General features: G+C 66.7%; 18 protein-coding genes. 11 read left to right on the forward strand and 7 right to left on the reverse strand.

The window, feature by feature from the left end; all coding sequences use genetic code 11:
• Window positions 1-124 precede the first annotated feature (124 nt).
• Window positions 125-1,492, forward strand: a complete 1,368-nt coding sequence (locus NUV79_RS12900) for a hypothetical protein (protein ID WP_257733487.1) — start codon at window positions 125-127, stop codon at window positions 1,490-1,492.
• A 4-nt stretch (window positions 1,493-1,496) separates the two neighbouring features.
• Here NUV79_RS12900 and NUV79_RS12905 read toward each other — a convergent pair whose 3' ends face one another.
• A complete protein-coding gene (locus NUV79_RS12905) occupies window positions 1,497-2,219 on the reverse strand; it encodes a fused DSP-PTPase phosphatase/NAD kinase-like protein (RefSeq protein WP_257733488.1) in 723 nt (240 codons plus the stop codon).
• A gap of 152 nt (window positions 2,220-2,371) precedes the next feature.
• Here NUV79_RS12905 and ppa point away from each other — a divergent pair, with 152 nt between their 5' ends.
• Entirely contained in the window at window positions 2,372-2,911 is a 540-nt protein-coding gene (gene ppa / locus NUV79_RS12910) for an inorganic diphosphatase (protein WP_257733489.1), read from the forward strand.
• A 55-nt stretch (window positions 2,912-2,966) separates the two neighbouring features.
• On the opposite strand, the gene NUV79_RS12915 is transcribed toward ppa, so the two are convergent.
• Window positions 2,967-3,842, reverse strand: a complete 876-nt coding sequence (locus tag NUV79_RS12915) for an HpcH/HpaI aldolase/citrate lyase family protein (protein ID WP_257733490.1) — start codon at window positions 3,840-3,842, stop codon at window positions 2,967-2,969.
• A 92-nt stretch (window positions 3,843-3,934) separates the two neighbouring features.
• Between NUV79_RS12915 and NUV79_RS25280 the strand changes: the two genes are divergently transcribed.
• From NUV79_RS25280 to NUV79_RS12950, 6 genes are all read left to right on the forward strand, one after another.
• Complete coding sequence (locus NUV79_RS25280) at window positions 3,935-5,647, forward strand: serine/threonine dehydratase (protein WP_308218201.1); 1,713 nt, start codon at window positions 3,935-3,937, stop codon at window positions 5,645-5,647.
• 75 nt (window positions 5,648-5,722) lie between these two features.
• Window positions 5,723-6,784, forward strand: coding sequence for a MaoC family dehydratase (locus NUV79_RS12930; RefSeq protein ID WP_257733491.1), 1,062 nt, complete (start codon window positions 5,723-5,725; stop codon window positions 6,782-6,784).
• A gap of 152 nt (window positions 6,785-6,936) precedes the next feature.
• A complete protein-coding gene (gene sdhC / locus NUV79_RS12935) occupies window positions 6,937-7,338 on the forward strand; it encodes a succinate dehydrogenase, cytochrome b556 subunit (protein WP_257733492.1) in 402 nt (133 codons plus the stop codon).
• A gap of 11 nt (window positions 7,339-7,349) precedes the next feature.
• Entirely contained in the window at window positions 7,350-7,742 is a 393-nt protein-coding gene (gene sdhD / locus NUV79_RS12940; protein WP_257733493.1) for a succinate dehydrogenase, hydrophobic membrane anchor protein, read from the forward strand.
• A gap of 4 nt (window positions 7,743-7,746) precedes the next feature.
• Window positions 7,747-9,579 carry a succinate dehydrogenase flavoprotein subunit gene (gene sdhA, locus NUV79_RS12945; RefSeq protein ID WP_257733494.1) on the forward strand — a complete coding sequence of 611 codons (1,833 nt, stop codon included), beginning with the start codon at window positions 7,747-7,749 and terminating at the stop codon, window positions 9,577-9,579.
• A gap of 9 nt (window positions 9,580-9,588) precedes the next feature.
• Entirely contained in the window at window positions 9,589-10,386 is a 798-nt protein-coding gene (locus NUV79_RS12950) for a succinate dehydrogenase iron-sulfur subunit (RefSeq protein WP_257733495.1), read from the forward strand.
• A gap of 190 nt (window positions 10,387-10,576) precedes the next feature.
• On the opposite strand, the gene NUV79_RS12955 is transcribed toward NUV79_RS12950, so the two are convergent.
• Genes NUV79_RS12955 through NUV79_RS12965 form a run of 3 tightly spaced genes read right to left on the reverse strand, consistent with a single transcriptional unit; the run spans window position 10,577 to window position 12,842 of the window.
• Window positions 10,577-11,818 (reverse strand): NAD(P)/FAD-dependent oxidoreductase, encoded by a 1,242-nt coding sequence (locus NUV79_RS12955; RefSeq protein WP_257733496.1) that lies wholly within the window; start codon window positions 11,816-11,818, stop codon window positions 10,577-10,579.
• Window positions 11,815-12,618 carry a glutamine amidotransferase gene (locus NUV79_RS12960; RefSeq protein WP_257733497.1) on the reverse strand — a complete coding sequence of 268 codons (804 nt, stop codon included), beginning with the start codon at window positions 12,616-12,618 and terminating at the stop codon, window positions 11,815-11,817. Before NUV79_RS12960 ends, NUV79_RS12955 begins: the two co-directional genes overlap by 4 nt.
• A gap of 8 nt (window positions 12,619-12,626) precedes the next feature.
• The gene (locus NUV79_RS12965) at window positions 12,627-12,842 is read right to left on the reverse strand and encodes a hypothetical protein (RefSeq protein WP_257733498.1); all 216 of its coding nucleotides are present in this window, start codon (window positions 12,840-12,842) and stop codon (window positions 12,627-12,629) included.
• A gap of 24 nt (window positions 12,843-12,866) precedes the next feature.
• Between NUV79_RS12965 and NUV79_RS12970 the strand changes: the two genes are divergently transcribed.
• The 3 genes from NUV79_RS12970 to NUV79_RS12980 all read left to right on the forward strand — a co-directional run bounded on the left by NUV79_RS12970 (window position 12,867) and on the right by NUV79_RS12980 (window position 17,985).
• A complete protein-coding gene (locus NUV79_RS12970; RefSeq protein ID WP_257733499.1) occupies window positions 12,867-13,505 on the forward strand; it encodes a TetR/AcrR family transcriptional regulator in 639 nt (212 codons plus the stop codon).
• Window positions 13,506-13,570: 65 nt separating this feature from the next.
• Entirely contained in the window at window positions 13,571-14,752 is a 1,182-nt protein-coding gene (locus NUV79_RS12975) for an efflux RND transporter periplasmic adaptor subunit (protein WP_257733500.1), read from the forward strand.
• Window positions 14,753-14,763: 11 nt separating this feature from the next.
• Complete coding sequence (locus NUV79_RS12980; RefSeq protein ID WP_257733501.1) at window positions 14,764-17,985, forward strand: efflux RND transporter permease subunit; 3,222 nt, start codon at window positions 14,764-14,766, stop codon at window positions 17,983-17,985.
• A 4-nt stretch (window positions 17,986-17,989) separates the two neighbouring features.
• Here NUV79_RS12980 and NUV79_RS12985 read toward each other — a convergent pair whose 3' ends face one another.
• Entirely contained in the window at window positions 17,990-18,685 is a 696-nt protein-coding gene (locus NUV79_RS12985) for a hypothetical protein (RefSeq protein WP_257733502.1), read from the reverse strand.
• Window positions 18,682-19,815 (reverse strand): hypothetical protein, encoded by a 1,134-nt coding sequence (locus NUV79_RS12990; protein ID WP_257733503.1) that lies wholly within the window; start codon window positions 19,813-19,815, stop codon window positions 18,682-18,684. The genes NUV79_RS12985 and NUV79_RS12990 overlap by 4 nt, the downstream gene beginning before the upstream one ends.
• Window positions 19,816-19,871 lie beyond the last annotated feature (56 nt).

A 19,871-nucleotide genomic window follows, 5' to 3' on the forward strand; every position in this document is an offset into this window, starting at 1 on the left:
GGGCGCAGCCTTCGCGGCTGAAGGCCTGTCGGCCATGAACACGCCTCGCGACCGGGACCTCCAGGGCGGCGGGGCTGAGATGGCCCACGACAGGCTGCCCGACGGTTCCGCGATGGGAGTCGACATGGCCGCGCACGTCACCATGGAGCGGGCCCACCTGCCGTATGGACGCCCGGCGCTGACCTTCGCGGCCGGCCGCAGGTTCGTGGCGAGGCGGGTTCCGGCCCTGCGCTCGAATTTGAGCTCTGCGATCCTGCTGGGCCTGCGTTTCATTCAGGCGAGGCTGATCTCGGTCTGGGGCCTGATCATCGCGGCTGCTCTTTGCCCGCCCTTTGTCTTCGCCGCCTTTGCGGTCTTTTCCTCGGCTGCGAACTTCGTCTCGATCGCCGCGCTCCTGCGGCTGGAGGCCGTGTTCTTCCGGAACAGCGATCGAGCCCAGCTCGGCCTCGCCTTCCGGCTCGCCGCAGCCGTCGGCGCGGCTTTCCTCGCGGCCACTGCGATCGTGCTCGTCGGCCTCGTCGCCACGGGCTGGATCGCGCCGGCGGTCGCCTTCTTCTTCCTGGTGTCGCTTGCCGCGCGCTCGCTGCTGCGCCTGCTCTGGTCCGAGGCCACGGCGGAGGGCGATTTCCGCGCCATCGGCAACAGCAATGTCGTCCAGGCGATGGTCCAGCCCGCCATCATGCTCGCCCTGATCGCGATCTTCGGGCCGAAGGCGTTGACCCTGTTCATGGCCGACGCGCTCGGGCATGTCCTGGCGGCCGCCTATCTGCTGCGGCGCAGACGGGCTTCCGTGATCGCGCTGGTTCAGCCGATGCTGTGGTCGTGGCGCAGCCTCGCGGAAGCGGCGATCCGCTGGCGGGATGCGCCGCGCGCGCTGCTGCCTGCGGCCCTGCTCGCCTATGGTTTCGCGGTGGCCCCCCTCCTTGCCCTGCCTTATGCCAGCAACATCGTGCTCGCGGCCCAGATCGCCCTGTCGATGCGGCTGCTGGACATGCCGACGCAGATGTTCGGGACAGTGTCGATCCCGCTGGTGCTGAATCGCATGCGCGCCCAAGCCGGGCCGCGCCGGCGCTTCTGGGCGCGGATCATGACTCTTGGCCTCATCGGCGGCGCGGTCGTGCTGTTCAGCGCTATCGCCGTCGTGGCCTTGGTGGCCGATAACTGGCTGGTCGGGACGCAGTGGCAGGACCTGGGCGAGGTCGTCGCGCTGCTGTCGGCGTTTTATATCGGTATCGCGGTGCTGGCGCCGCTGCAGGAAGTGGCGACGCTGTCGCGCCAGCCCTTCTGGCAGGTTGCGATCAACGCCGTCGCCCTTGGCGCGATCGTGGCGGCCATGCTGTGGTTCGCTGCGCTGTCGCCGGAGCTGCTGCTGACGATCGGCGCCATCTCGATCCTGCGGACGCTGGCGCATGCCATCTTCATCTGGCTGCATCTCGACGACCCCGTCGAGGCGTCGTCCGACGGTCTCGCCGCCTCGGGCGCGGCGCGATAGAGCGCTATTCCCGCCGGATCAGCTTGTCGGCGACGAGCGACGAGAACAGGCCCGGCTTGAACTCGCGCTCCAGCCGCTCGGGGTCGTAGATCGTGGCGACCCAATCCAGGAAGGCGATGCCCTTGGCCTCGCCCTCGCGGCGATAGGCCTCGAAGAAGGCGTCGAGGATGCCGGTCTTGGCGAAGCGGAAATGGCCATAGCGCAGCGATAGCTGGCGCATGGCCTCGTCGAGCGGGCGCCCTTCATGGACCAGCAGATAGAGCGCCGAGAAGAAGCCGGCCCGGTCGGCGCCCGACTTGCAATGGACCAGCGCGGGTTCGTCGAGGCTCTCGAAGAAGGCCTTGGCGCCGAGGATGGTCTCGCGATCCGGCGCGCCGCGCGAGCGCAGCACGAAATCGACGAGCTTGATGCCGTGGCGCTCGCAGGCCTCCTTCTGGAGCGGCCAGGAGCCGTGCTCGCGTCCGCCACGCAGGTTGACGATAGTCTTGACGCCCTTGCGAGCGAAGGCCGCGATCTGGCCCGGTGCCGGCTGGGCCGAACGCCAGAGCCGCGGCGTGACGCGATGCGCGTTGAGATAGGCGAGACGGAAGATGCCGTGGTCGACCAGCAGCATGTTGGCCCAGGCGCGCAGGCGCTGGCCGCGGCCCTCGATCGGCCGGTCCCAGCGGGCGATGCGGGCCATGCGGCGGGCATAGCGCTCTTCGTCGGGGCGCAGGCGGCTCAGCACGGCCTGATCTCGCAGCTTTTCATGGGGCGCCCGATAGCAGCGCAGAGACGCCTACGCAAATCGTCTGGTGACCAAGCACGACGGAAGGGCTTGGCGTTTTCGCCGCGAACTTGCATAAGGCCCGGCGAAATTCCCAAGCGACAGGTTCCAGCATGCGCATCGACGCCATCTCCATCGGCAAGAACCCGCCCGAAGAAGTCAATGTCCTGATCGAAGTGGCGATCGGGGGCGAGCCGATCAAGTACGAGATGGACAAGGAGGCCGGCACGCTCTTCGTCGACCGCTTCCTCTACACGCCGATGCGTTATCCCGGAAACTACGGTTTCATCCCGCATACGCTCTCGGAAGACGGCGATCCCTGCGACGTTCTCGTCGCCAATACGCGCCCACTGGTGCCGGGCTCCTATATCGCGGTGCGTCCCATCGGCGTGATGTTGATGGAGGACGAGGCTGGCGGCGACGAGAAAATCCTCGCCGTGCCGGTGCCGAAGCTGACCAAGCGCTACGAGAACGTCCATAACTACACCGACCTGCCGAAGATCACGCTCGACCAGATCCAGCACTTCTTCGAGCACTACAAGGATCTCGAGCCCGGCAAGTGGGTCAAGCTCAAGGGCTGGGGCGATGCCGCCCATGCCAAGAAGCTGATCGTCGAAGGAATCGAGCGCGCGAAGGCCGCGAAGAAGGGCTGAGCCCTTTCCGCCTTGAAGTCATGAAGGGCCGCGCCGAGCGCGGCCCTTCTTCGTTTCAGGCCGCGATCGCTTCCGCCAGCGCGACCGTGCGGCGCGCCATCTCGGCATGGAGCAATTCGACCATGCGGCCGTCGAGCTGGATCGCGCCCTTGCCGGCATTTTCCGGCAGGTCGAAGGCGGCGATGACGGCGCGGGCTTTGCTCAGTTCGGTCTCGTCGGGCGCAAAGACCGTATTGGCGACGGCGACCTGCGAGGGATGGATCAGGGTGCGGCCATCGAAGCCGAGATCGCGGCCCTGCTCGCATTCGGCGAGGAAGCCGGCCTCGTCCTTGATGTCGTTGTAGACGCCGTCGAGAATGTCGATGCCATGGGCGCGAGCGGCCAGCAGCGCGCTGGTCAACCAGGGCAGCATCGGGGCGCGGCCGGGCACGAAGCGGACGCGGGTTTCCTTGGCGAGATCGTTAGTCCCCATGACGAAGCAGGCGAGCCGCGCCACGGGATCGCGGGCGGCGCGGGCGATGCGCTCGACATCGAGGATCGCGAGAGGGGTCTCGATCATCGCCCAGACCGCGATGGCGGGATCGGCCCAGAGGCCGTTCAGCTGGGTGCCAACCTCGTGCAACGTCTCCGGTGCCGAGACCTTCGGGATCAGGATCGCCTGCGGCTTCGCCTCGGCGGCGGCAGCAAGATCCTCAGCGAACCAGGGCGTGCCGACGCCGTTGACGCGGATCACCAGCTCGCGCCTTCCATAGCCGCCGGCCTTCACGGCAGCGCAGACCTGCTCGCGCGCGGTGGCCTTGGCGTCGGGTGCGACGGCGTCCTCGAGGTCGAGGATCAGGATATCGGCCGCGATCTCGCGGGCCTTTTCGAGCGCGCGGGCGTTCGAGCCCGGCATATAAAGGGCGCTGCGGCGGGGGCGTATCGTGCTCATGGTCTCTCCTGACACGGGCCGGCTTGTGTTGCGCCGCACAGTAGACCAACGCAGCTGCAATACCAGCGCTGCGAAAGGCGGAGGAAACGGGAATGGCGTGGCTTGCCGGCATCGATGGCTGCAAGGGCGGATGGATCGCCGCCATCGCTTCCACTGAGGGAGCGGACGCGCCGCTGATCCGCGTGGTGCCGCGTTTCGCCGATCTCTTCGCGGGCGAGGTCGTGCCCGATCTCGTCGCGGTCGACATGCCGATCGGTCTGCCGGATCGGGTACAAGGCTCTGGACGCGGCCCGGAGCAGGCGGTGCGCGCTCTGCTCGGCGACAGGCAATCCTCGGTTTTCTCCATTCCTGCGCGCCGGGCGGTCGAGGCGACCGATTATCGGGAGGCCTGCGCGCTGGCGCTCGCGGCTTCCGATCCGCCGCGCAAGGTCTCCAAGCAGGGTTTTCACCTGTTTCCGAAGATTCGGGAGATCGACGGTCTGCTGCGCTCCGAGCCAAGTTTGCGCGAGCGCGTCTTCGAGATCCATCCCGAGTTGGCCTTCCGCACGATGCGGCACGCGCCGCTGAACCATCCCAAGAAGATCAAGGGCGTGGTCAATCCGGAGGGGCTGACCGAGCGCCGGAGTCTCCTTATGGCGGCCGGTATTGCAGCAGATGCGGCGAACTCCCGCCCGCCGCGCGGAGCCGCGGCCGATGACCTGCTCGACGCATTGGCGGCGCTGGTCGTCGCCCGGCACATTGCCGCCGGGCGCGGGCGGCCCTTCCCCGATCCGCCGGGACGCGATAGCCACGGGCTTCCGATTGCGATCTGGACGTTTCGTCCAGTGTCCGAGCCTGAGCAGGATATCGTCATGAGCGCACGCCCCGTCACCCGTCCGATGATCGAGGAAGCGGCAGGGCGCATCGCCGGCCATGCCAGGGTCACGCCCGTGATCCGCCTGGGCACCGGCGCTTTCGGTTCCGAGGCGGATGTCTCGTTCAAGCTCGAATGCCTCCAGCATGCCGGCTCGTTCAAGACGCGCGGCGCCTTCAACAACCTGCTCTCGCTGCCGGTGCCGGCTTCCGGTGTCTCGGCTGCGTCGGGCGGCAATCACGGCGCGGCCGTGGCCTATGCCGCGATGAAGCGCGGCGTGAAGGCGACGATCTTCGTGCCCGAGATTTCGCCGGCCGCCAAGATCGAGGCGATCAAGCGCTTCGGTGCCGATGTCGTGGTCGGTGGCGCGCAATATGACGATGCCCAGGCGGCCTGCGACCGTTTCGTGACCGAGACCGGCGCGCTCAAGATCCATCCCTTCGCGGCGGTGGAGACCATCGCCGGACAGGGCACGCTCGGCCGCGAATGGGAGCTTCAGGAGCCCGATCTCGATACCGTGCTCGTCGCGGTCGGCGGCGGTGGCCTGATCTCGGGCATCGCCAGCTGGTTCGCCGGGAGCAAGGTCAAGGTCGTGGGCGTCGAACCGGAAGGCTCGCGTGCTTTGCAGGCCGCGTTCGATGCGAAGGGGCCTGTCGAGGTCAAGGTCGCGTCGGTCGCGGCGGATTCGCTGGGCGCCCGCAATGTCGGCCAGCTCGTCTATGACGTGACCCGGGACAGCGTCGACCATGTCGCGCTGGTGCCGGACGCGGCGATCACCGAGGCGCAGGGCGTGCTCTGGCGCGATTTCCGCCTTGCGGTCGAGCCCGGTGGGGCTGCGGCCTTGGGCGCGCTGCTCTGCGGGGCCTACAAGCCCGCCAAGGGCGAGCGGCTCGGCGTTCTCGTCTGCGGCGCCAATGTCGACCTGACGAAGCTCGCTGCGATCGTCGGCTGACCGGCTTCGGCTTTCGCGGGGCTGGACGCGGCCCTTGGTTGCAACGCAAACTCGCTTGCGATCAGGAGGCGATGCATGCCCGGCTCTAGCCCTAAGACGAATTCCGGCCGTTTCTTCGAGGATTTCCACCTCGGCGACAGCATCGTCCATGCGACGCCGCGCACGGTGCGGGCCGGGGATGCGGCGCTCTATTCGGCGCTCTACGGCTCGCGCTTCGCGGTGCAGTCCTCGGACGCCTTCGCTGGTGCGATCGGCTATCCCACGGCGCCGATCGACGACCTGCTCGTCTTCCACATCGTCTTCGGCAAGACGGTGCCGGATGTCTCGCTGAATGCCGTCGCCAATCTCGGCTATGCCGATGGGCGCTTTCTCAAGCCGGTCTATCCGGGCGATACGCTCGCGACGACCTCCGAGGTGATCGGGCTGAAGCAGACCTCGGCGGGCGATGCCGGCATCGTCTATGTCCGCTCGATCGGTCGCAACCAGCGTGGCGAGATCGTGCTGAGCTATGCGCGCTGGGTTCTGGTGCGCAAGCGCGAGCCCGGCACGCCAGCCCATGCCGAGCAGGTGCCGGAATTGGCCAAGGCCGTGCTGCCGGAGCAGCTCGGCGAGGGCTGCCCCCGGATCGAGCTTGCGGCCTATGATGATGCGCTGGCCGGCTCGCCCTTCCGCTGGAGCGATTATGCCGTTGGCGAGCGAATCGACCATGTCGACGGCATGACCGTCGAAGAAGCCGAGCATCAGCTCGCGACAAGACTCTACCAGAACACGGCACGGGTGCATTTCGATGCGCATGCGGCGCAAGGGACCCGCTTTGGCAAGCGCCTGATCTATGGCGGCCATGTCATCAGCCTGGCGCGGGCGCTCTCCTTCAACGGGCTGGGCAATGCCTTCCACATCGCGGCGATCAATGGCGGGCGCCATGTCGCGCCGCTCTTCGCCGGGGACACGGTCTATGCCTGGAGCGAGGTGCTGGGCAGCGCCGAGATTCCCGGCCGCAGCGATGTCGGCGCATTGCGGCTCAGGCTGGTCGCGACCAAGAATCGACCTTGCGCGGATTTCCCGTTGAAGGCCGGCGATCAGTACGATTCCAGCGTGATTCTCGATTTCGACTACTGGGCGCTGCTGCCGCGGTAAGCTTTTCGTAAGGAAATGACGATTTTCAGAATCTGTAACTTCGTTCTGCGCCTGCCGCATTGCAGCGCCGGAACGGTTTCGTTAGAGAACCAGTCACTCTAGAATGATCCCAAATGGGTCCGCGCGTTCTGAGCGGGCCGCTTGATCGGAGAATGATATTGGCCGAGGTCAAGCCCGCGGCTCGTCCGCTTTCGCCCCACCTGCAGATCTATCGCTGGTCCTGGACGATGGCGATGTCCGTCGCCCATCGCGTCACCGGCACGGGGCTCTATCTCGGCACGGTGCTGATCGCCGCCTGGCTGGTCGCCGCCGCCTCCGGCCCGGCTGCCTTCGACACAGCCCAGGCCATCGCCGGCTCTTTCCTCGGCCGGCTCGTGCTCTTCCTCTACAGCTTCTCGCTGATCCACCACATGTGCGGGGGCTTGAGGCATTTCGTCTGGGACATGGGCAAGGGCTATGAGCCCGAAACCCGGATGAACATGGCGAAGTTCACGCTCGTCGCCTCGGTGAGCCTGACGGTCCTGGTCTGGATCGTCGCCCTGGTCCTGCGCTGAGGAGCCCCGCCATGCTGTCCAATTCCTCGATGCGAACCCCGCTCGGCCGCGTCCGCGGCCTCGGTTCCGCCAAGTCCGGCACCGGCCATTTCTGGCTGCAGCGCGTCACCGCCGTCTCGAACCTGATCCTGACGGTGATCTTCATCGGCATCGTCATCGCGCTGGTCGGCCGGCCCTATCCGGGCGCGGTCGCGCTGTTGTCGAACCCCTGCGTCGCGATCCTGATGCTGCTCTTCATCCTCTCGGCCTGCATCCACATGCGGCTGGGCATGCAGGTCATCATCGAGGACTACGTCACGAACGAAGGGCTGAAGGTCCTCGCCGTGATGGGCAACACCTTCTTCGCCATCGTCGTCGGCGCGGCAAGCGTCTACGCGGTGCTGAAGCTGTCTTTTGGAGGCTGATCCGATGGCGATCACCAAGTCCCGCCCGGTTCCGGCCTATACCGGCACCGCCTATCCGATCACCGACCACACCTTCGACGTCGTCGTCGTCGGCGCCGGCGGCGCGGGCCTGCGCGCCACGGTCGGCTGCTCGCAGGCAGGCCTGCGCACCGCCTGCATCACCAAGGTGTTCCCGACGCGCTCGCACACCGTCGCGGCGCAGGGCGGCGTCGCCGCCTCGCTCGGCAACATGGGCAAGGACACCTGGCAGTGGCACATGTACGACACCGTGAAGGGGTCGGACTGGCTCGGCGACCAGGACGCCATCGAATATCTCGTGCGCAACGCGCCGGCCGCCGTCTACGAGCTCGAGCACTGGGGCGTGCCCTTCTCGCGCACCGAGGACGGCCGCATCTACCAGCGCCCCTTCGGCGGTATGACCACCGAATTCGGCGAGGGCCCGCCGGCCCAGCGCACCTGCGCCGCGGCCGACCGCACCGGCCACGCCATGCTGCACACGCTCTACGGTCAGGCGCTGCGCTACAATACCGAGTTCTTCATCGAGTATTTCGCCATCGACCTGATCATGGACGAGGACGGCCATTGCCGCGGCGTGATCGCGCTCAAGCTCGATGACGGCACGCTGCACCGCTTCCGTTCGCAGCAGACGATTCTTGCGACCGGCGGCTATGGCCGCGCCTATTTCTCGGCGACCTCGGCCCATACCTGCACCGGCGACGGCGGCGGCATGGTGCTGCGCGCCGGCCTGCCGATGCAGGACATGGAGTTCGTGCAGTTCCACCCGACCGGCATCTACGGCTCGGGCTGCCTGATCACCGAGGGCGCGCGCGGCGAAGGCGGCTATCTCACCAATTCCGAGGGCGAGCGCTTCATGGAACGCTATGCCCCCTCGGCCAAGGACCTCGCCTCGCGCGACGTCGTCTCGCGCTCGATGACGATGGAGATCCGGGCCGGCCGCGGTGTCGGCAAGGACAAGGACCACATCTACCTGCATCTCGACCATCTCGATCCGAAGATCCTCCACGAGCGCCTGCCCGGCATCTCGGAGAGCGCCAAGATCTTCGCCGGCGTCGACGTGACCCGCGAGCCGATTCCGGTGCTGCCGACCGTGCACTACAACATGGGCGGCATCCCCACGAACTATCACGGGGAAGTGCTGACCAAGGTCGGCGGCGATCCGGACACGGTGGTTCCCGGCCTGATGGCGATCGGCGAGGCGGCCTGCGTCTCCGTCCACGGCGCCAACCGCCTCGGCTCCAACTCGCTGATCGACCTCGTGGTGTTCGGCCGCGCGGCCGGCCTGCGCTGCGCCGACACGGTGACGGCGGGCGAGAAGCAGCCCGAGCTGCCGAAGGGTTCTTCCGACCTCGCGCTGACCCGTCTCGACAAGTACCGCAACGCTGCCGGCGGCACGCCGACCGCAGTGCTGCGCGACCGCATGCAGCGGACGATGCAGAACAACTGCGCCGTCTATCGTGAGGGCGACACGCTGGAAGAGGGCCACAAGCTCATCCACGAGGTCTGGAACGGCATCACCGATATCGGCACCAAGGACCGCTCGCTGATCTGGAACTCCGACCTGATCGAGACCCTGGAATTCGACAACCTGATCACCCAGGCGGTCGTCACCATGGACTCGGCGCTGAACCGTCCGGAAAGCCGCGGCGCGCATGCCCGCGAGGACTATCCGAACCGCGACGACAAGGACTGGATGAAGCACACGCTCGCCTGGATCGACGACGAGAAGCGCACGATCACGCTCGATGACCGGCCGGTGCACACTTACACGATGTCCAACGACATCGAGTACATCAAGCCCAAGGCACGGGTGTACTGAGGGACTCCGATGGCTGAATTTAATCTCCCGAAGAACTCCCGCCTCGTCGAGGGCAAGGCCTGGCCGAAGCCGGCTGGTGCTAAGAAGCTGACCGAGTTCAAAGTCTATCGCTGGAGCCCGGACGACACCGAGAATCCGCGCACCGACACCTATTATGTCGACCGTGACGATTGCGGGCCGATGGTCCTCGACGCGCTGATCTGGATCAAGAACAAGGTCGACCCGACGCTGACCTTCCGCCGCTCCTGCCGCGAAGGCATCTGCGGTTCCTGCGCCATGAACATGGACGGCAAGAACGGTCTGGCTTGCACCACCGGCATCGATGAGTGCGGCGGCACCGGCAAGAACTCGGGTAAGGTCGCGATCTACCCGCTGCCGCATATGCCTGTCGTCAAGGACCTCGTGCCGGACCTGACGCGCTTCTACGCCCAGCATGCCTCGATCGAGCCCTGGCTGCAGACGACGACGCCGGCTCCCGAGAAGGAGTGGCGCCAGGCCAAGGACGACCGCGAGAAGCTCGACGGGCTCTACGAGTGCATCCTCTGCGCCTGCTGCTCGACCTCCTGCCCGAGCTACTGGTGGAACGGTGACCGCTATCTCGGCCCGGCCGCGCTGCTCCAGGCCTATCGCTGGCTGATCGACAGCCGCGACGAGGCGACCGGCGAGCGTCTGGACAATTTGGAAGACCCCTTCCGGCTCTATCGCTGCCACACGATCATGAACTGCGCGAATGCCTGCCCGAAGGGGTTGAACCCGGCCAAGGCGATCGCCGAGGTCAAGAAGATGATGGTAGCGCGTCAGGTCTGATGCAGGGTGTCATCCCGTGCGCGCTGCGGCATGCAATGCCGCGGCGCAGACACGGGACCGTTTTCCGATATGGGCGCGTTCTCGCTTGAGGGCGCGCCTTTTTCGTTGAAGAGGCGCCTTTTCCTGAGGACAGTCCCGCATCTGCGCAGCAGCACTTCGTGCCGCAGCGCGTGCGGGAAGACAGCGGTTGTCAGCGGATATAGCGTCCTGGCCGGAAGGGCGTCGGATCAATCGGCGGCTTTTCCCCGCAGACCATGGCCGCGATCATCTCGCCTGTGATTGGGCCGGTTGAGAAGCCGATATGCTGGTTGCCGAAGGCGAGCCAGAGACCGGGGTTGCGGGGCGCCTCGCCGATCATCGGCAGGGAATCCGGCAAGGTCGGACGCGCGCCGCGCCAGGTTTCGCCGACGACCTCGCCGAGCGGGAAGGCTTCGCGCGCGGCCGCCGTCGCGCCGTCGATCTGGCGATGCTCGTCCGGCGCGTCGCGGAAGGAGAGGTCGACGCCGCTGGTGACGCGAAAACCCTGCTCCATCGGCGCCATGTAATAGGCACCGTCGACATCGTAGATCGGCCGCGACAGGCCGGCGCCGGCTTCCGGCTTGAGATGGCGGTGATAGCCGCGTTCGACATCAAGCTTCGGATCGATCCCGAGCGGCTTCAGCAGGTCAGCACTCCAGGGGCCGAGGGCGACGACCGCGATATCGGCCTCGAAGCTGCCCGAAGCGGTTGTCGCACGCCAGCCGGTGCCGCTGCGGGCGAGCCCGGTGATCGCGGCCTGCTCGATCCTGCCGCCGCGCTGGACGAAGAGCGCCGCATAGGCTTCGGTGACGGCGCCGGGGGAATCGACCGAGCCGACGCAGGGGATCAGGAGCCCGGCCGGGAAAATCGGGTTCAGACCGGGCTCGATGCCGGAAATGCCCTGCCGGTCGAGAACCTGCGATTCGATGCCGTGTCTCTCTAGGAAATCATGCTCGGCCCGGGCGGCGTCATGGCCGGCCTCGCTGCGCCAGAGCTTGAGCGTGCCGGTCTCGCGCAGGCGATGCGAGACGCCGGCCTCGGCCATCAGGGCACGGTGGCGCTCGACCGTGCTTGCCGTCAGCGCTTGCAGTGCAGTGATGCGAGCCTTTGCCTGCGAGGGCCGCGCCTCCCAGAGGAAGCGCAGCAGCCAGCCCGGCCGGGCGAAGGCGCGGGTCCAGCTCAAATTGAGCGCGGGATGGCGGTTGCCGAGATAGCCGGTGATCTTGGCGTAGAGCGCGGGGTTGTTGAGCGGGACGATCGAGGAGGCCGCGAGCACGCCGGCATTGCCGTAGGAGGTTTCGCGGCCCGGCGCCTTGCGGTCGATCAGGGTGACCGCGATGCCGCGTTTCTGGAGCGCGAGCGCGCAGGAGACGCCGACCATGCCGGCGCCGAGAACGAGAGCTGTACGGGTCAAGGCGATGCTGTTCCGGCTTCCGCCGGCTCCTTCAGCCAGTGGTCGAGGAAGGCGTCGAGCCAGAGCCGGATCGCCGGGTCGTGCTGGAACCAGCCGGGGATATGGGTGTGGCCGAGCTGGGCGCCCGGCATCAGCGTGCGCTCATAGCCGCGCACCGACCAGCGATACATCATCGCCGGCGTCACCTCCGGGTGGAACTGGACGCCATAGGCCTTGGAGCCGGCGCGGATGGCCTGCACCGGGAAATCCCCGCCGGTCGCGAGGCATTCCGCTCCGCTCGGGCAGTCGAAGCCGTCGCGATGCCATTGATAGACCGTGCCGGGCCAGGCGAAGCCGGCCGTGGCGGCATGGGAGTGGCCGGCATCGGTGACCGCGAGCGGGTAATAGCCGACCTCGGCGCGGCCCTCGCCATGGGTATAGACGCGCGCGCCCATATGTTTCGCCAGCATCTGCGCGCCCAGGCAGATGCCGAGGAAGGCGGCATCCTCCTTCAGGCAGGTGCCGATCCAGTCGATCTCGGCCTTGATGAAGTCCTCGGGATCGTTCGCGCCCATCGGGCCGCCGAAGATCACCGCGCCGGCATGCTCCCGCATGGTCGTCGGGAGCGGATCGCCGAAGCGCGGCTTGCGGATGTCGAGCGCATGGCCGCGCGCCTGCAGCAGGCGGCCGACGCGGCCCGGTGTCGAATGCTCCTGATGCAGCACGACCAGCACCGGCTTCGGTGCGGGCCTTGGCCTGCGGGCGGTGAGGGGGGAGCGGGTGCGGCCGGCCGGGCGCAAGGGGAAGGCGTGGTCGTTCATCACGGACTTCAAACTCGCTCGCGCGTGACGTTCAGGAGAGACGGCGCGCGAAGCCATGCCAGATCGCTCCCGAGCATGCGGTTCCAGACGGAACGAAGCAAGCAATTTATGCGCCGGAATGCGGCAATCATCCGGCAATCTTCGGCCCGCTTATCGCCGCGACAAGGGTCGTGAGGGGCGCTCAGCTTGACGTCGGCGGCCATATCTGAGATGAGAATGAACATTCATTCTCATTGTTTCGAGTTCCAATGTCACCCGTGGTTCCCGCCTCGTCGCCCGAGCCCGTCCTGTCGGAGCGGCATATCCGCATCCTCGACGCGGCGGAGCGCGTCTTCGCGCGCGCCGGTTTCCATGCGGCGACGATGCAGGATGTCGCGGCCGAGGCGGGCATGAGCCCGGGCAATCTCTACCGCTATTTCTCCTCGAAGGACGCGATCATCGAGGGCATGACCGAGCGCGACCGCAGCCTGATCGCGGAGGATTTCGGCAAGCTCTGTCCGAATAACGGCTCGCTGCTCGACCAGCTCGAGGCACTTGGCCGCAAGCATCTCGTGGATCAGCCGCGCGAGAAGGCGGTGATCGCCGTGCAGATCTGGGCCGAGGCCGCGCGCAATCCCGGCATGGCGCGGATGTGCGCGGATATCGAGGGCACCGTGATCGAGGGTTTGGCGGCCGCGATCCGCGAGGCCAAGGCCAACGGCGAATTGCCGCCGCGCCTCGACGAAGGCCGCTTTCTGATGGCGATCTCGATGATGGCGGACGGCTTCTTCTGCCGGCGGGCTATGGACCCGAATTTCGACGTCGTGGCGGCGGCCGACACGCTCTTCGACGGCATGCGCCAGCTCTCCCAGACCATGCTCCTGCCCGAAACGGAGACGCAGTCGTGATCTCTGCTTCCTTCGGGCGCTCCCCATTTCCGCTCGGCCAGATGGCCGCAACAGGATTCTCTTCGATGTCCCTTCGTTCGATCGTTCCGCTCAAGGCGATGATCGCCCTCGCGCTGCTCGCCGCGCCGCTGCCGCTGCAGGCGCAGACGGCTGCCTCGGCCGCGCCTGCGGCCGCCGGGCCCTCCGTCACGGTGACGCAGGCGCAGACCACCGAGATCGTCCAGAGCGTGGTCGTCTCCGGCTCGATCGTCGCCCGCGACGAGATCCTGGTCGCGCCCGAGGTCGATGGGCTCGCGATCGTCGAATTGCTGGCGGAGGAGGGCGACAACGTCGCACGCGGGCAGGTCCTGGCCCGCTTGAGCCGCGTGACGCTCGATGTGCAGAAGGTGCAGAACGACGCCCAGATCGCGCGCGCCGAGGCTCTGGTCGCTCAGGCCAAGGCCCAGATCGCCGAGGCCGATGCCAATCTGGTTCAGGCCAACAACGCCTTCGACCGCACCAAGTCCCTGCGCGAGAGCGGCAATGCCAGCATCGAGATGTTCGACCAGCGCGCTGCGGCGGCGCGCTCCGGCGAGGCCCGGGCCAACTCGGCCCGTCAGGCTCTCGCGATCGCCAGCGCCGATCTCGCCCTGGCGCAGGCGCAGGGCAAGGATATCGCGGTGAAGCTCGCGCGCACCGAGATCAAGGCGCCGCGGGCCGGTATCGTCAGCCGGCGCACGGCGCGGCTCGGCGCGATGGCGAGCATGCTGCCGCAGACCGACCCGCTGTTCCGGATCATCGCCGATGGCGCGGTCGAGCTGGAGGCGCAGGTCGCCGAGGTCGAGCTTCCCAAGCTCAAGCTCGGGCAGGGCGTCGCCGTGACCCCGGCCGGCGCCAATGACGCGCTCGCCGGCACGATCCGCCTGATCATGCCGGAGGTCGACAAGGCCTCGCGGCTTGGCCGCGTCCTCGTCGCGCTCGACGGCAACCCCCCGGTCGCGATCGGCTCCTTCGCGCGTGGCGTCATCGAGACCGGCCGCAAGCGTGCCGTGACTCTGCCGCTTTCGGCCATCACCTATAACCGCGCGGGCGCGACCGTTCAGTCCGTGAAGGACGGCAAGGTCACGACCAAGCCGGTGACGCTCGGGCTCGTCGGCCATGGCCGCGCCGAGATCGTGACCGGCATTTCAGAGGGCGAGACGGTCGTGGCGCGCGCGGGCACTTTCGTGCGCGACGGCGACACCATCACGCCTGTCGCGACGAACTGACGGACGCCCCGATGAACGTCAATTTCTCCGCCTGGTCGATCCGGAAGCCGGTTCCGGCGATCCTGCTCTTCGTCGTGCTCTGCGTGCTCGGGCTGCTCGCCTTCTCGAAGCTGCCGGTCACGCGCTTCCCGAATATCGACGTGCCGCTCGTCTCGGTCACCGTGACGCAGTCCGGCGCGGCGCCGGCCGAGCTCGAAAGCCAGGTCAGCAAGCGTGTCGAGGACACGGTCGCCAATATCACCGGGGTAAAGCACGTCACCTCGACGCTGACCGACGGCCAGTCGCTGACGCTGATCGAGTTCCGGCTTGAGACCAACACCGACCGGGCGGTCAACGACGTCAAGGACGCCATCGCCAAGATTCGCGCCGACCTGCCGCGCACCATCGACGAGCCGATCATCCAACGCATCGATGTCGAGGGGCAGTCGATCCTGACCTATGGCGCGGCCTCGGCCGGCATGACGCTGGAGCAGCTCTCCTGGCATGTCGACGATGTCGTCGCGCGCGAATTGCAGGGTTTGAAGGGCGTCGGCCGGGTCGAGCGCTATGGCGGCGTCGACCGCGAGATCCGTGTCTCGCTCGATCCCGACCGCCTGCTCGCGCTCGGCATCACGGCGGGCGAGGTCAACCGCCAGATCCGCGCCACCAATGTCGATCTGGCCGGTGGCCGCGGTGAGGTCGGCGGGCAGGAGCAGGCGATCCGGACGCTCGCCGGCGCGCGCACCGTCGCCGAGCTGGCCGAGACCAAGATCACGCTCTCGGGCGGGCGCGAGGTCCGCCTGAAGGAACTCGGCCGCGTCGAGGATTCCAATTCCGAGCCGCGCGCCTTCGGCCGCCTGAACAAGAGCCCGGTCGTGACCTTCGCGGTGTTCCGCTCGAAGGGCTCGAGCGAATTGTCGGTCAAGGATGTCGTGGCGCAGCGCGTGGCGGAGCTGAACAAGCGCTTCCCCGACATCAAGATCACGCCGATCGACGACGCCGTCGCCTATACCTACGGCAACTACAAGGCGGCGATGGAGACGCTGCTGGAAGGCGCGGCGCTCGCCGTCGTCGTCGTCTTCCTGTTCCTGCGCAACTGGCGGGCGACGCTGATCACGGCGGTGGCGCTGCCGCTCTCGGCCATCCCCACCTTCTGGGCGATGGAATTGATGGGCTTCTCGCTCAACCTCGTCAGCCTGCTCGGCATCACGCTGGTGACCGGCATCCTCGTCGACGACGCCATCGTCGAGATCGAGAACATCGTCCGGCACATGAAGATGGGCAAATCGCCCTATCGCGCTGCGATGGAGGCGGCCGACGAGATCGGCCTCGCGGTCATCGCGATCACGCTGACCATCGTCGCGATCTTCGCGCCGGTCTCCTTCATGGGCGGCGTTGCAGGCCAGTATTTCCGGCAGTTCGGCCTGACCGTCGCGGTCGCCGTGCTGTTCTCGCTGCTCGTGGCACGCCTGATCACGCCGATGATGGCGGCCTATCTGATGCGGCCGGTCGACCATGCCGATCCCAAGGACGGCTGGGTCATGGGCGCCTATGTCGGTCTGCTCAAGAACACGCTGAAGAAGCGGCGCATGCCGTTCTTCCCGCGCTTCGACGGCACCGGGCGCTGGCGGACGATGCCGTTCAACACGGCCTATGCGACGCTGGTCATCGGCTTCATGTTCCTGGTCGGCTCGATCCAGGCGACGCAGATGCTGCCGACCGGCTTCATCCCGGACGAGGACACCTCGCGCGTCGTCGCTTCGGTTGAATTGCCGCCGGGCTCGACGCTGGAAGACACCCGCGTCACCACCGACAAGCTCGCCGACGTGCTGAAGACGATCCCCGAGGTGCGCGATGTCTTCGTGCTCGGCGGGGCCTCGCCAACCGGCCAGCGCGAGGTGCGCCGCGCCGCCGTCTTCATCCTGCTCAAGCCCAAGGCCGAGCGCGACATCGCCCAGAAGGAACTGAAGGTCACGATCGCCGAGAAGCTCGCCAGCGTGCCTGATGTCCGCGCCTGGTATGTCAACGAGCGTGGTGAGCGCGAGATGGCCTTCTCGATCCTGTCCAAGGATGGCGAGGCGCTCGATGCGACGGTGGCGAAGATCGAGGCGCGGATGCGCCAGGTCGACGGCTATCTCAATGTCGCGACGGCGGGCTCGCTGAGCCGGCCGGAGCTGCGCGTCACGCCGAAGCTGGAGGAGGCCGCCAATCTCGGCGTCACGCCCGAGGCGATCTCGGAAGCGGTGCGCGTCGCCACGATCGGCGATGTCGGGCCGAACCTCGCCAAGTTCAACGCGGGCGACCGGCTGGTGCCGATCCGCGTCCAGCTCGACGAGGCCGCCCGCACCGACATGCGCAATATCGCGGCGCTCCGCGTGACCAATGCGACCGGCGTCTCGATCCCGCTGACGGCGGTGGCCGAGATCGGCTTCGGCGAGGGGCCGAGCTCGATCGACCGTTATGACCGTGTCCGCCGGGCCCAGATCGGCGCCGACCTGAAGCGCGGCTTCGAGCTGGGCACGGCCCAGGACAAGTTCCAGGAGATCGTCAAGGAGGTCGGCCTGCCGGATGGCGTCTGGATCGCCGCGACCGGCGATGCCGAGATCCAGGGCGAGGTCGTGCAGGGCTTCATCACCGCGATGACGACCGGCCTGATGCTGGTGCTGGCGGTGCTGATCCTGCTGTTCGGCTCGGTCTTCCAGCCGATCACGATCCTGCTCTCGCTGCCGCTTTCTTTCGGCGGCGTGGTGATCGCGCTGCTCGCGACCAACAATGCCGTCTCGATGCCGGTCTATATCGGCCTGCTGATGCTGATGGGCATCGTGACCAAGAACGCGATCATGCTGGTCGATTTCGCGGTCGAGGAGGTCGGGCGCGGCAAGGACCGCTTCACGGCGCTGATCGAGGCCGGCCGCAAGCGGGCAAGGCCGATCCTGATGACCACGATCGCGATGGCGGCGGGCATGCTGCCCTCGGCCTATGGCGTCGGCGACGGCGGCGAGTTCCGCGCGCCGATGGCGATCGCGGTGATCGGCGGCCTGATCGTCTCGACCGTGCTCTCGCTGGTCTTCGTGCCGTCCTTCTACATGGTGATGGACGATCTCTCGCGGGCGACCGGCTGGGTCTTCGGCCGCTTCCTCGGCAAGGCCGAGGACGAGAGCCAGTGGGAGCCGATCGACGAGCACGCGGCCCCCGCGATCGCGACGGCGGAAGCGATGTCGAAGCCGGCCGCGCCAAGGCTGGCGGCGGAGTGAGGCGTCAGGGCTGCTGCTGGAGTTCGAGCGGGAAGGGTGTGCGTTCGTAGATGTCTTCGAGGCCGTTGCGGGCGACGAAGTCGTCTTCCCACCCGTGGAGAAGGGAGGCGACTCCGGCACGGTCTCCATCGGCGATCAACGCGCCAAGTTCCGAAGCTTTCTCGTAGTCGGGGCGCGGCCATGAAGTCATGCGCAGGTGCCAATCCTTGATCCGCTCGTAGATAGCCGTGGCCTCCTCGAAGCGGCCCAAAGCTGCAAGTATCTGAATCTGATACGGCTCATGGTGATTTAACCAGCCGTCATATTCATGAGACCGTGGCACCCCCTCGATTCGAAACATGTCCTCGATGGTCTGCACACGGCGCAGCATGGGCAGAATGTTCGTCTCGATCTCCTGGACTGCCGTTTCGATGAAACCGGCTTCCGACCACCGGCTCGGCTTGCCGCGGGGCAGCACGAACCATTCGGCAGCGAGACCTCCCAGCGAGCCGAAAGGTCTGAAGCAATGCCCGACATGCCAAAAAAAATTCGGATCATCGGCACGTGACGTGCGGTCGATCGAGATGGAGCGGGAGACATGGCACATCGGCCTCAGCATGAGGTAGGGCACCTTGAAGACGTAATGATTTTTTACGATTAGATCGTCATTGCGAGCCATTAGTTGGTCGAACAGCGTCTTGATCTGCTTCTTGGTCGTCATTGTCTCGGCCTTACCTCCATGACAATGATCCATCGAACCGGACCGAATCCCAACTTTATGGCATTCGCCAGGATATCAGCGCGCCGGTCGGACAAACCGGCCTTGCCGGTTTTGAGATCGTAGACGCAAAGTGTGCCATCATCCCGGTATTCATAGGCGTCCACACGGATCGATCGCGGATACCCATAGGGCACCTGCTGGCTATTGACGCCCTCCATGCGTTCTTTGAGAAATGATCGTTCAGCTTGGAATTTAAGGTCGTTCAGGTCTTTGACATATTGCGCGAAGCGCGTGTGGACATCCGTTCCATAAACTGTTCGTGACGGGTAGAGGTCAGGAGAGCCTGCGGCGTTGGCGGCGCGATCGGCCAGTTCCTTGACATCGGGCAAACGTCGGCAAGCGAGTTCAGCCTGTTCTTCCGTTATGCGCCCGGAATAGGTGAGGTCTAACTTGCCGGTCGTGCCGTCTCCCGGCTGATAGTCGCGGGCATTGAAGCCCATGACGGCTTGCTGGCCGTCGATGCCATTGAGCGGCGACATCCAGCCGAACAGAATCGCGCCGCCGGTGATAATAGTTGGCGCGGCTACCAGCGGCGCAAAGGCCGGCTGCACTGTCGCATCAGACTCAGGCCCGGATGCGGTCCAGGTCGTACGGGCAATGAGGTCGCCGTCGCGGCCGCCGTCATAGATCGACTGGACGTTGCCGGTCGTTTCGAAACTGACCGCGTTGCCATCGGCGAAGGTGACGGTCTGGCGTTCGTCGAAACCGGCGGCGCGCGAGGCGGCATATTCCGACTGGATCGTCGTGCCCTCGCCGTCCGTGACGGTCTGCTCGAAGATCGAGCCGTCCTCGCCCCAGCTTTCGCCGAGCAAGGACCAGGCGGTATCCGCGTCGGTTGAACCAAAGCCCGGCAGCTCGGGGTTGTTTACGGCGGAGCCGCCGCCTCCGCCCGCGCCGCTGGTCCATTGCCCGCCACCGGCATTGCCGGAGGGCACGCGCGGCTGGTCCGGGTTGTACTTGCGGCGCCAATGATCGCGCCGGATCAGGCAAAGCTCGTCGCGTAATCGCAGCAGGCGAAGCCGGGCGACGCGAAGCTCGCGATCGGCATTGTGGCGATGGAGGATCGGCATCTGGGGCTCCTGGACGGGAGCCTCAGTGTGATGCCGCTACGGCATACGGGGATAAG

Origin of the sequence: Allobosea sp. 47.2.35 (genome assembly GCF_024655635.1) — a bacterium.
Lineage (GTDB): Bacteria > Pseudomonadota > Alphaproteobacteria > Rhizobiales > Beijerinckiaceae > Allobosea.

Bases quoted from the DNA above. Each gene is read 5' to 3' on its own strand.
- sdhD (WP_257733493.1), top strand. From the start codon at position 7,350: ATGCTGTCCAATTCCTCGATGCGAACCCCGCTCGGCCGCGTCCGCGGC.
- NUV79_RS12900 (WP_257733487.1), top strand. From the start codon at position 125: ATGGCCGCGCACGTCACCATGGAGCGGGCCCACCTGCCGTATGGACGC.
- NUV79_RS12970 (WP_257733499.1), top strand. From the start codon at position 12,867: ATGTCACCCGTGGTTCCCGCCTCGTCGCCCGAGCCCGTCCTGTCGGAG.
- NUV79_RS12915 (WP_257733490.1), bottom strand. From the start codon at position 3,842: ATGAGCACGATACGCCCCCGCCGCAGCGCCCTTTATATGCCGGGCTCG.
- NUV79_RS12960 (WP_257733497.1), bottom strand. From the start codon at position 12,618: ATGAACGACCACGCCTTCCCCTTGCGCCCGGCCGGCCGCACCCGCTCC.
- sdhC (WP_257733492.1), top strand. From the start codon at position 6,937: ATGATATTGGCCGAGGTCAAGCCCGCGGCTCGTCCGCTTTCGCCCCAC.
- NUV79_RS12990 (WP_257733503.1), bottom strand. From the start codon at position 19,815: ATGCCGATCCTCCATCGCCACAATGCCGATCGCGAGCTTCGCGTCGCC.
- NUV79_RS25280 (WP_308218201.1), top strand. From the start codon at position 3,935: ATGGCGTGGCTTGCCGGCATCGATGGCTGCAAGGGCGGATGGATCGCC.
- NUV79_RS12950 (WP_257733495.1), top strand. From the start codon at position 9,589: ATGGCTGAATTTAATCTCCCGAAGAACTCCCGCCTCGTCGAGGGCAAG.
- NUV79_RS12985 (WP_257733502.1), bottom strand. From the start codon at position 18,685: ATGACGACCAAGAAGCAGATCAAGACGCTGTTCGACCAACTAATGGCT.
- NUV79_RS12975 (WP_257733500.1), top strand. From the start codon at position 13,571: ATGTCCCTTCGTTCGATCGTTCCGCTCAAGGCGATGATCGCCCTCGCG.
- NUV79_RS12930 (WP_257733491.1), top strand. From the start codon at position 5,723: ATGCCCGGCTCTAGCCCTAAGACGAATTCCGGCCGTTTCTTCGAGGAT.
- NUV79_RS12965 (WP_257733498.1), bottom strand. From the start codon at position 12,842: ATGTTCATTCTCATCTCAGATATGGCCGCCGACGTCAAGCTGAGCGCC.
- NUV79_RS12980 (WP_257733501.1), top strand. From the start codon at position 14,764: ATGAACGTCAATTTCTCCGCCTGGTCGATCCGGAAGCCGGTTCCGGCG.
- ppa (WP_257733489.1), top strand. From the start codon at position 2,372: ATGCGCATCGACGCCATCTCCATCGGCAAGAACCCGCCCGAAGAAGTC.
- sdhA (WP_257733494.1), top strand. From the start codon at position 7,747: ATGGCGATCACCAAGTCCCGCCCGGTTCCGGCCTATACCGGCACCGCC.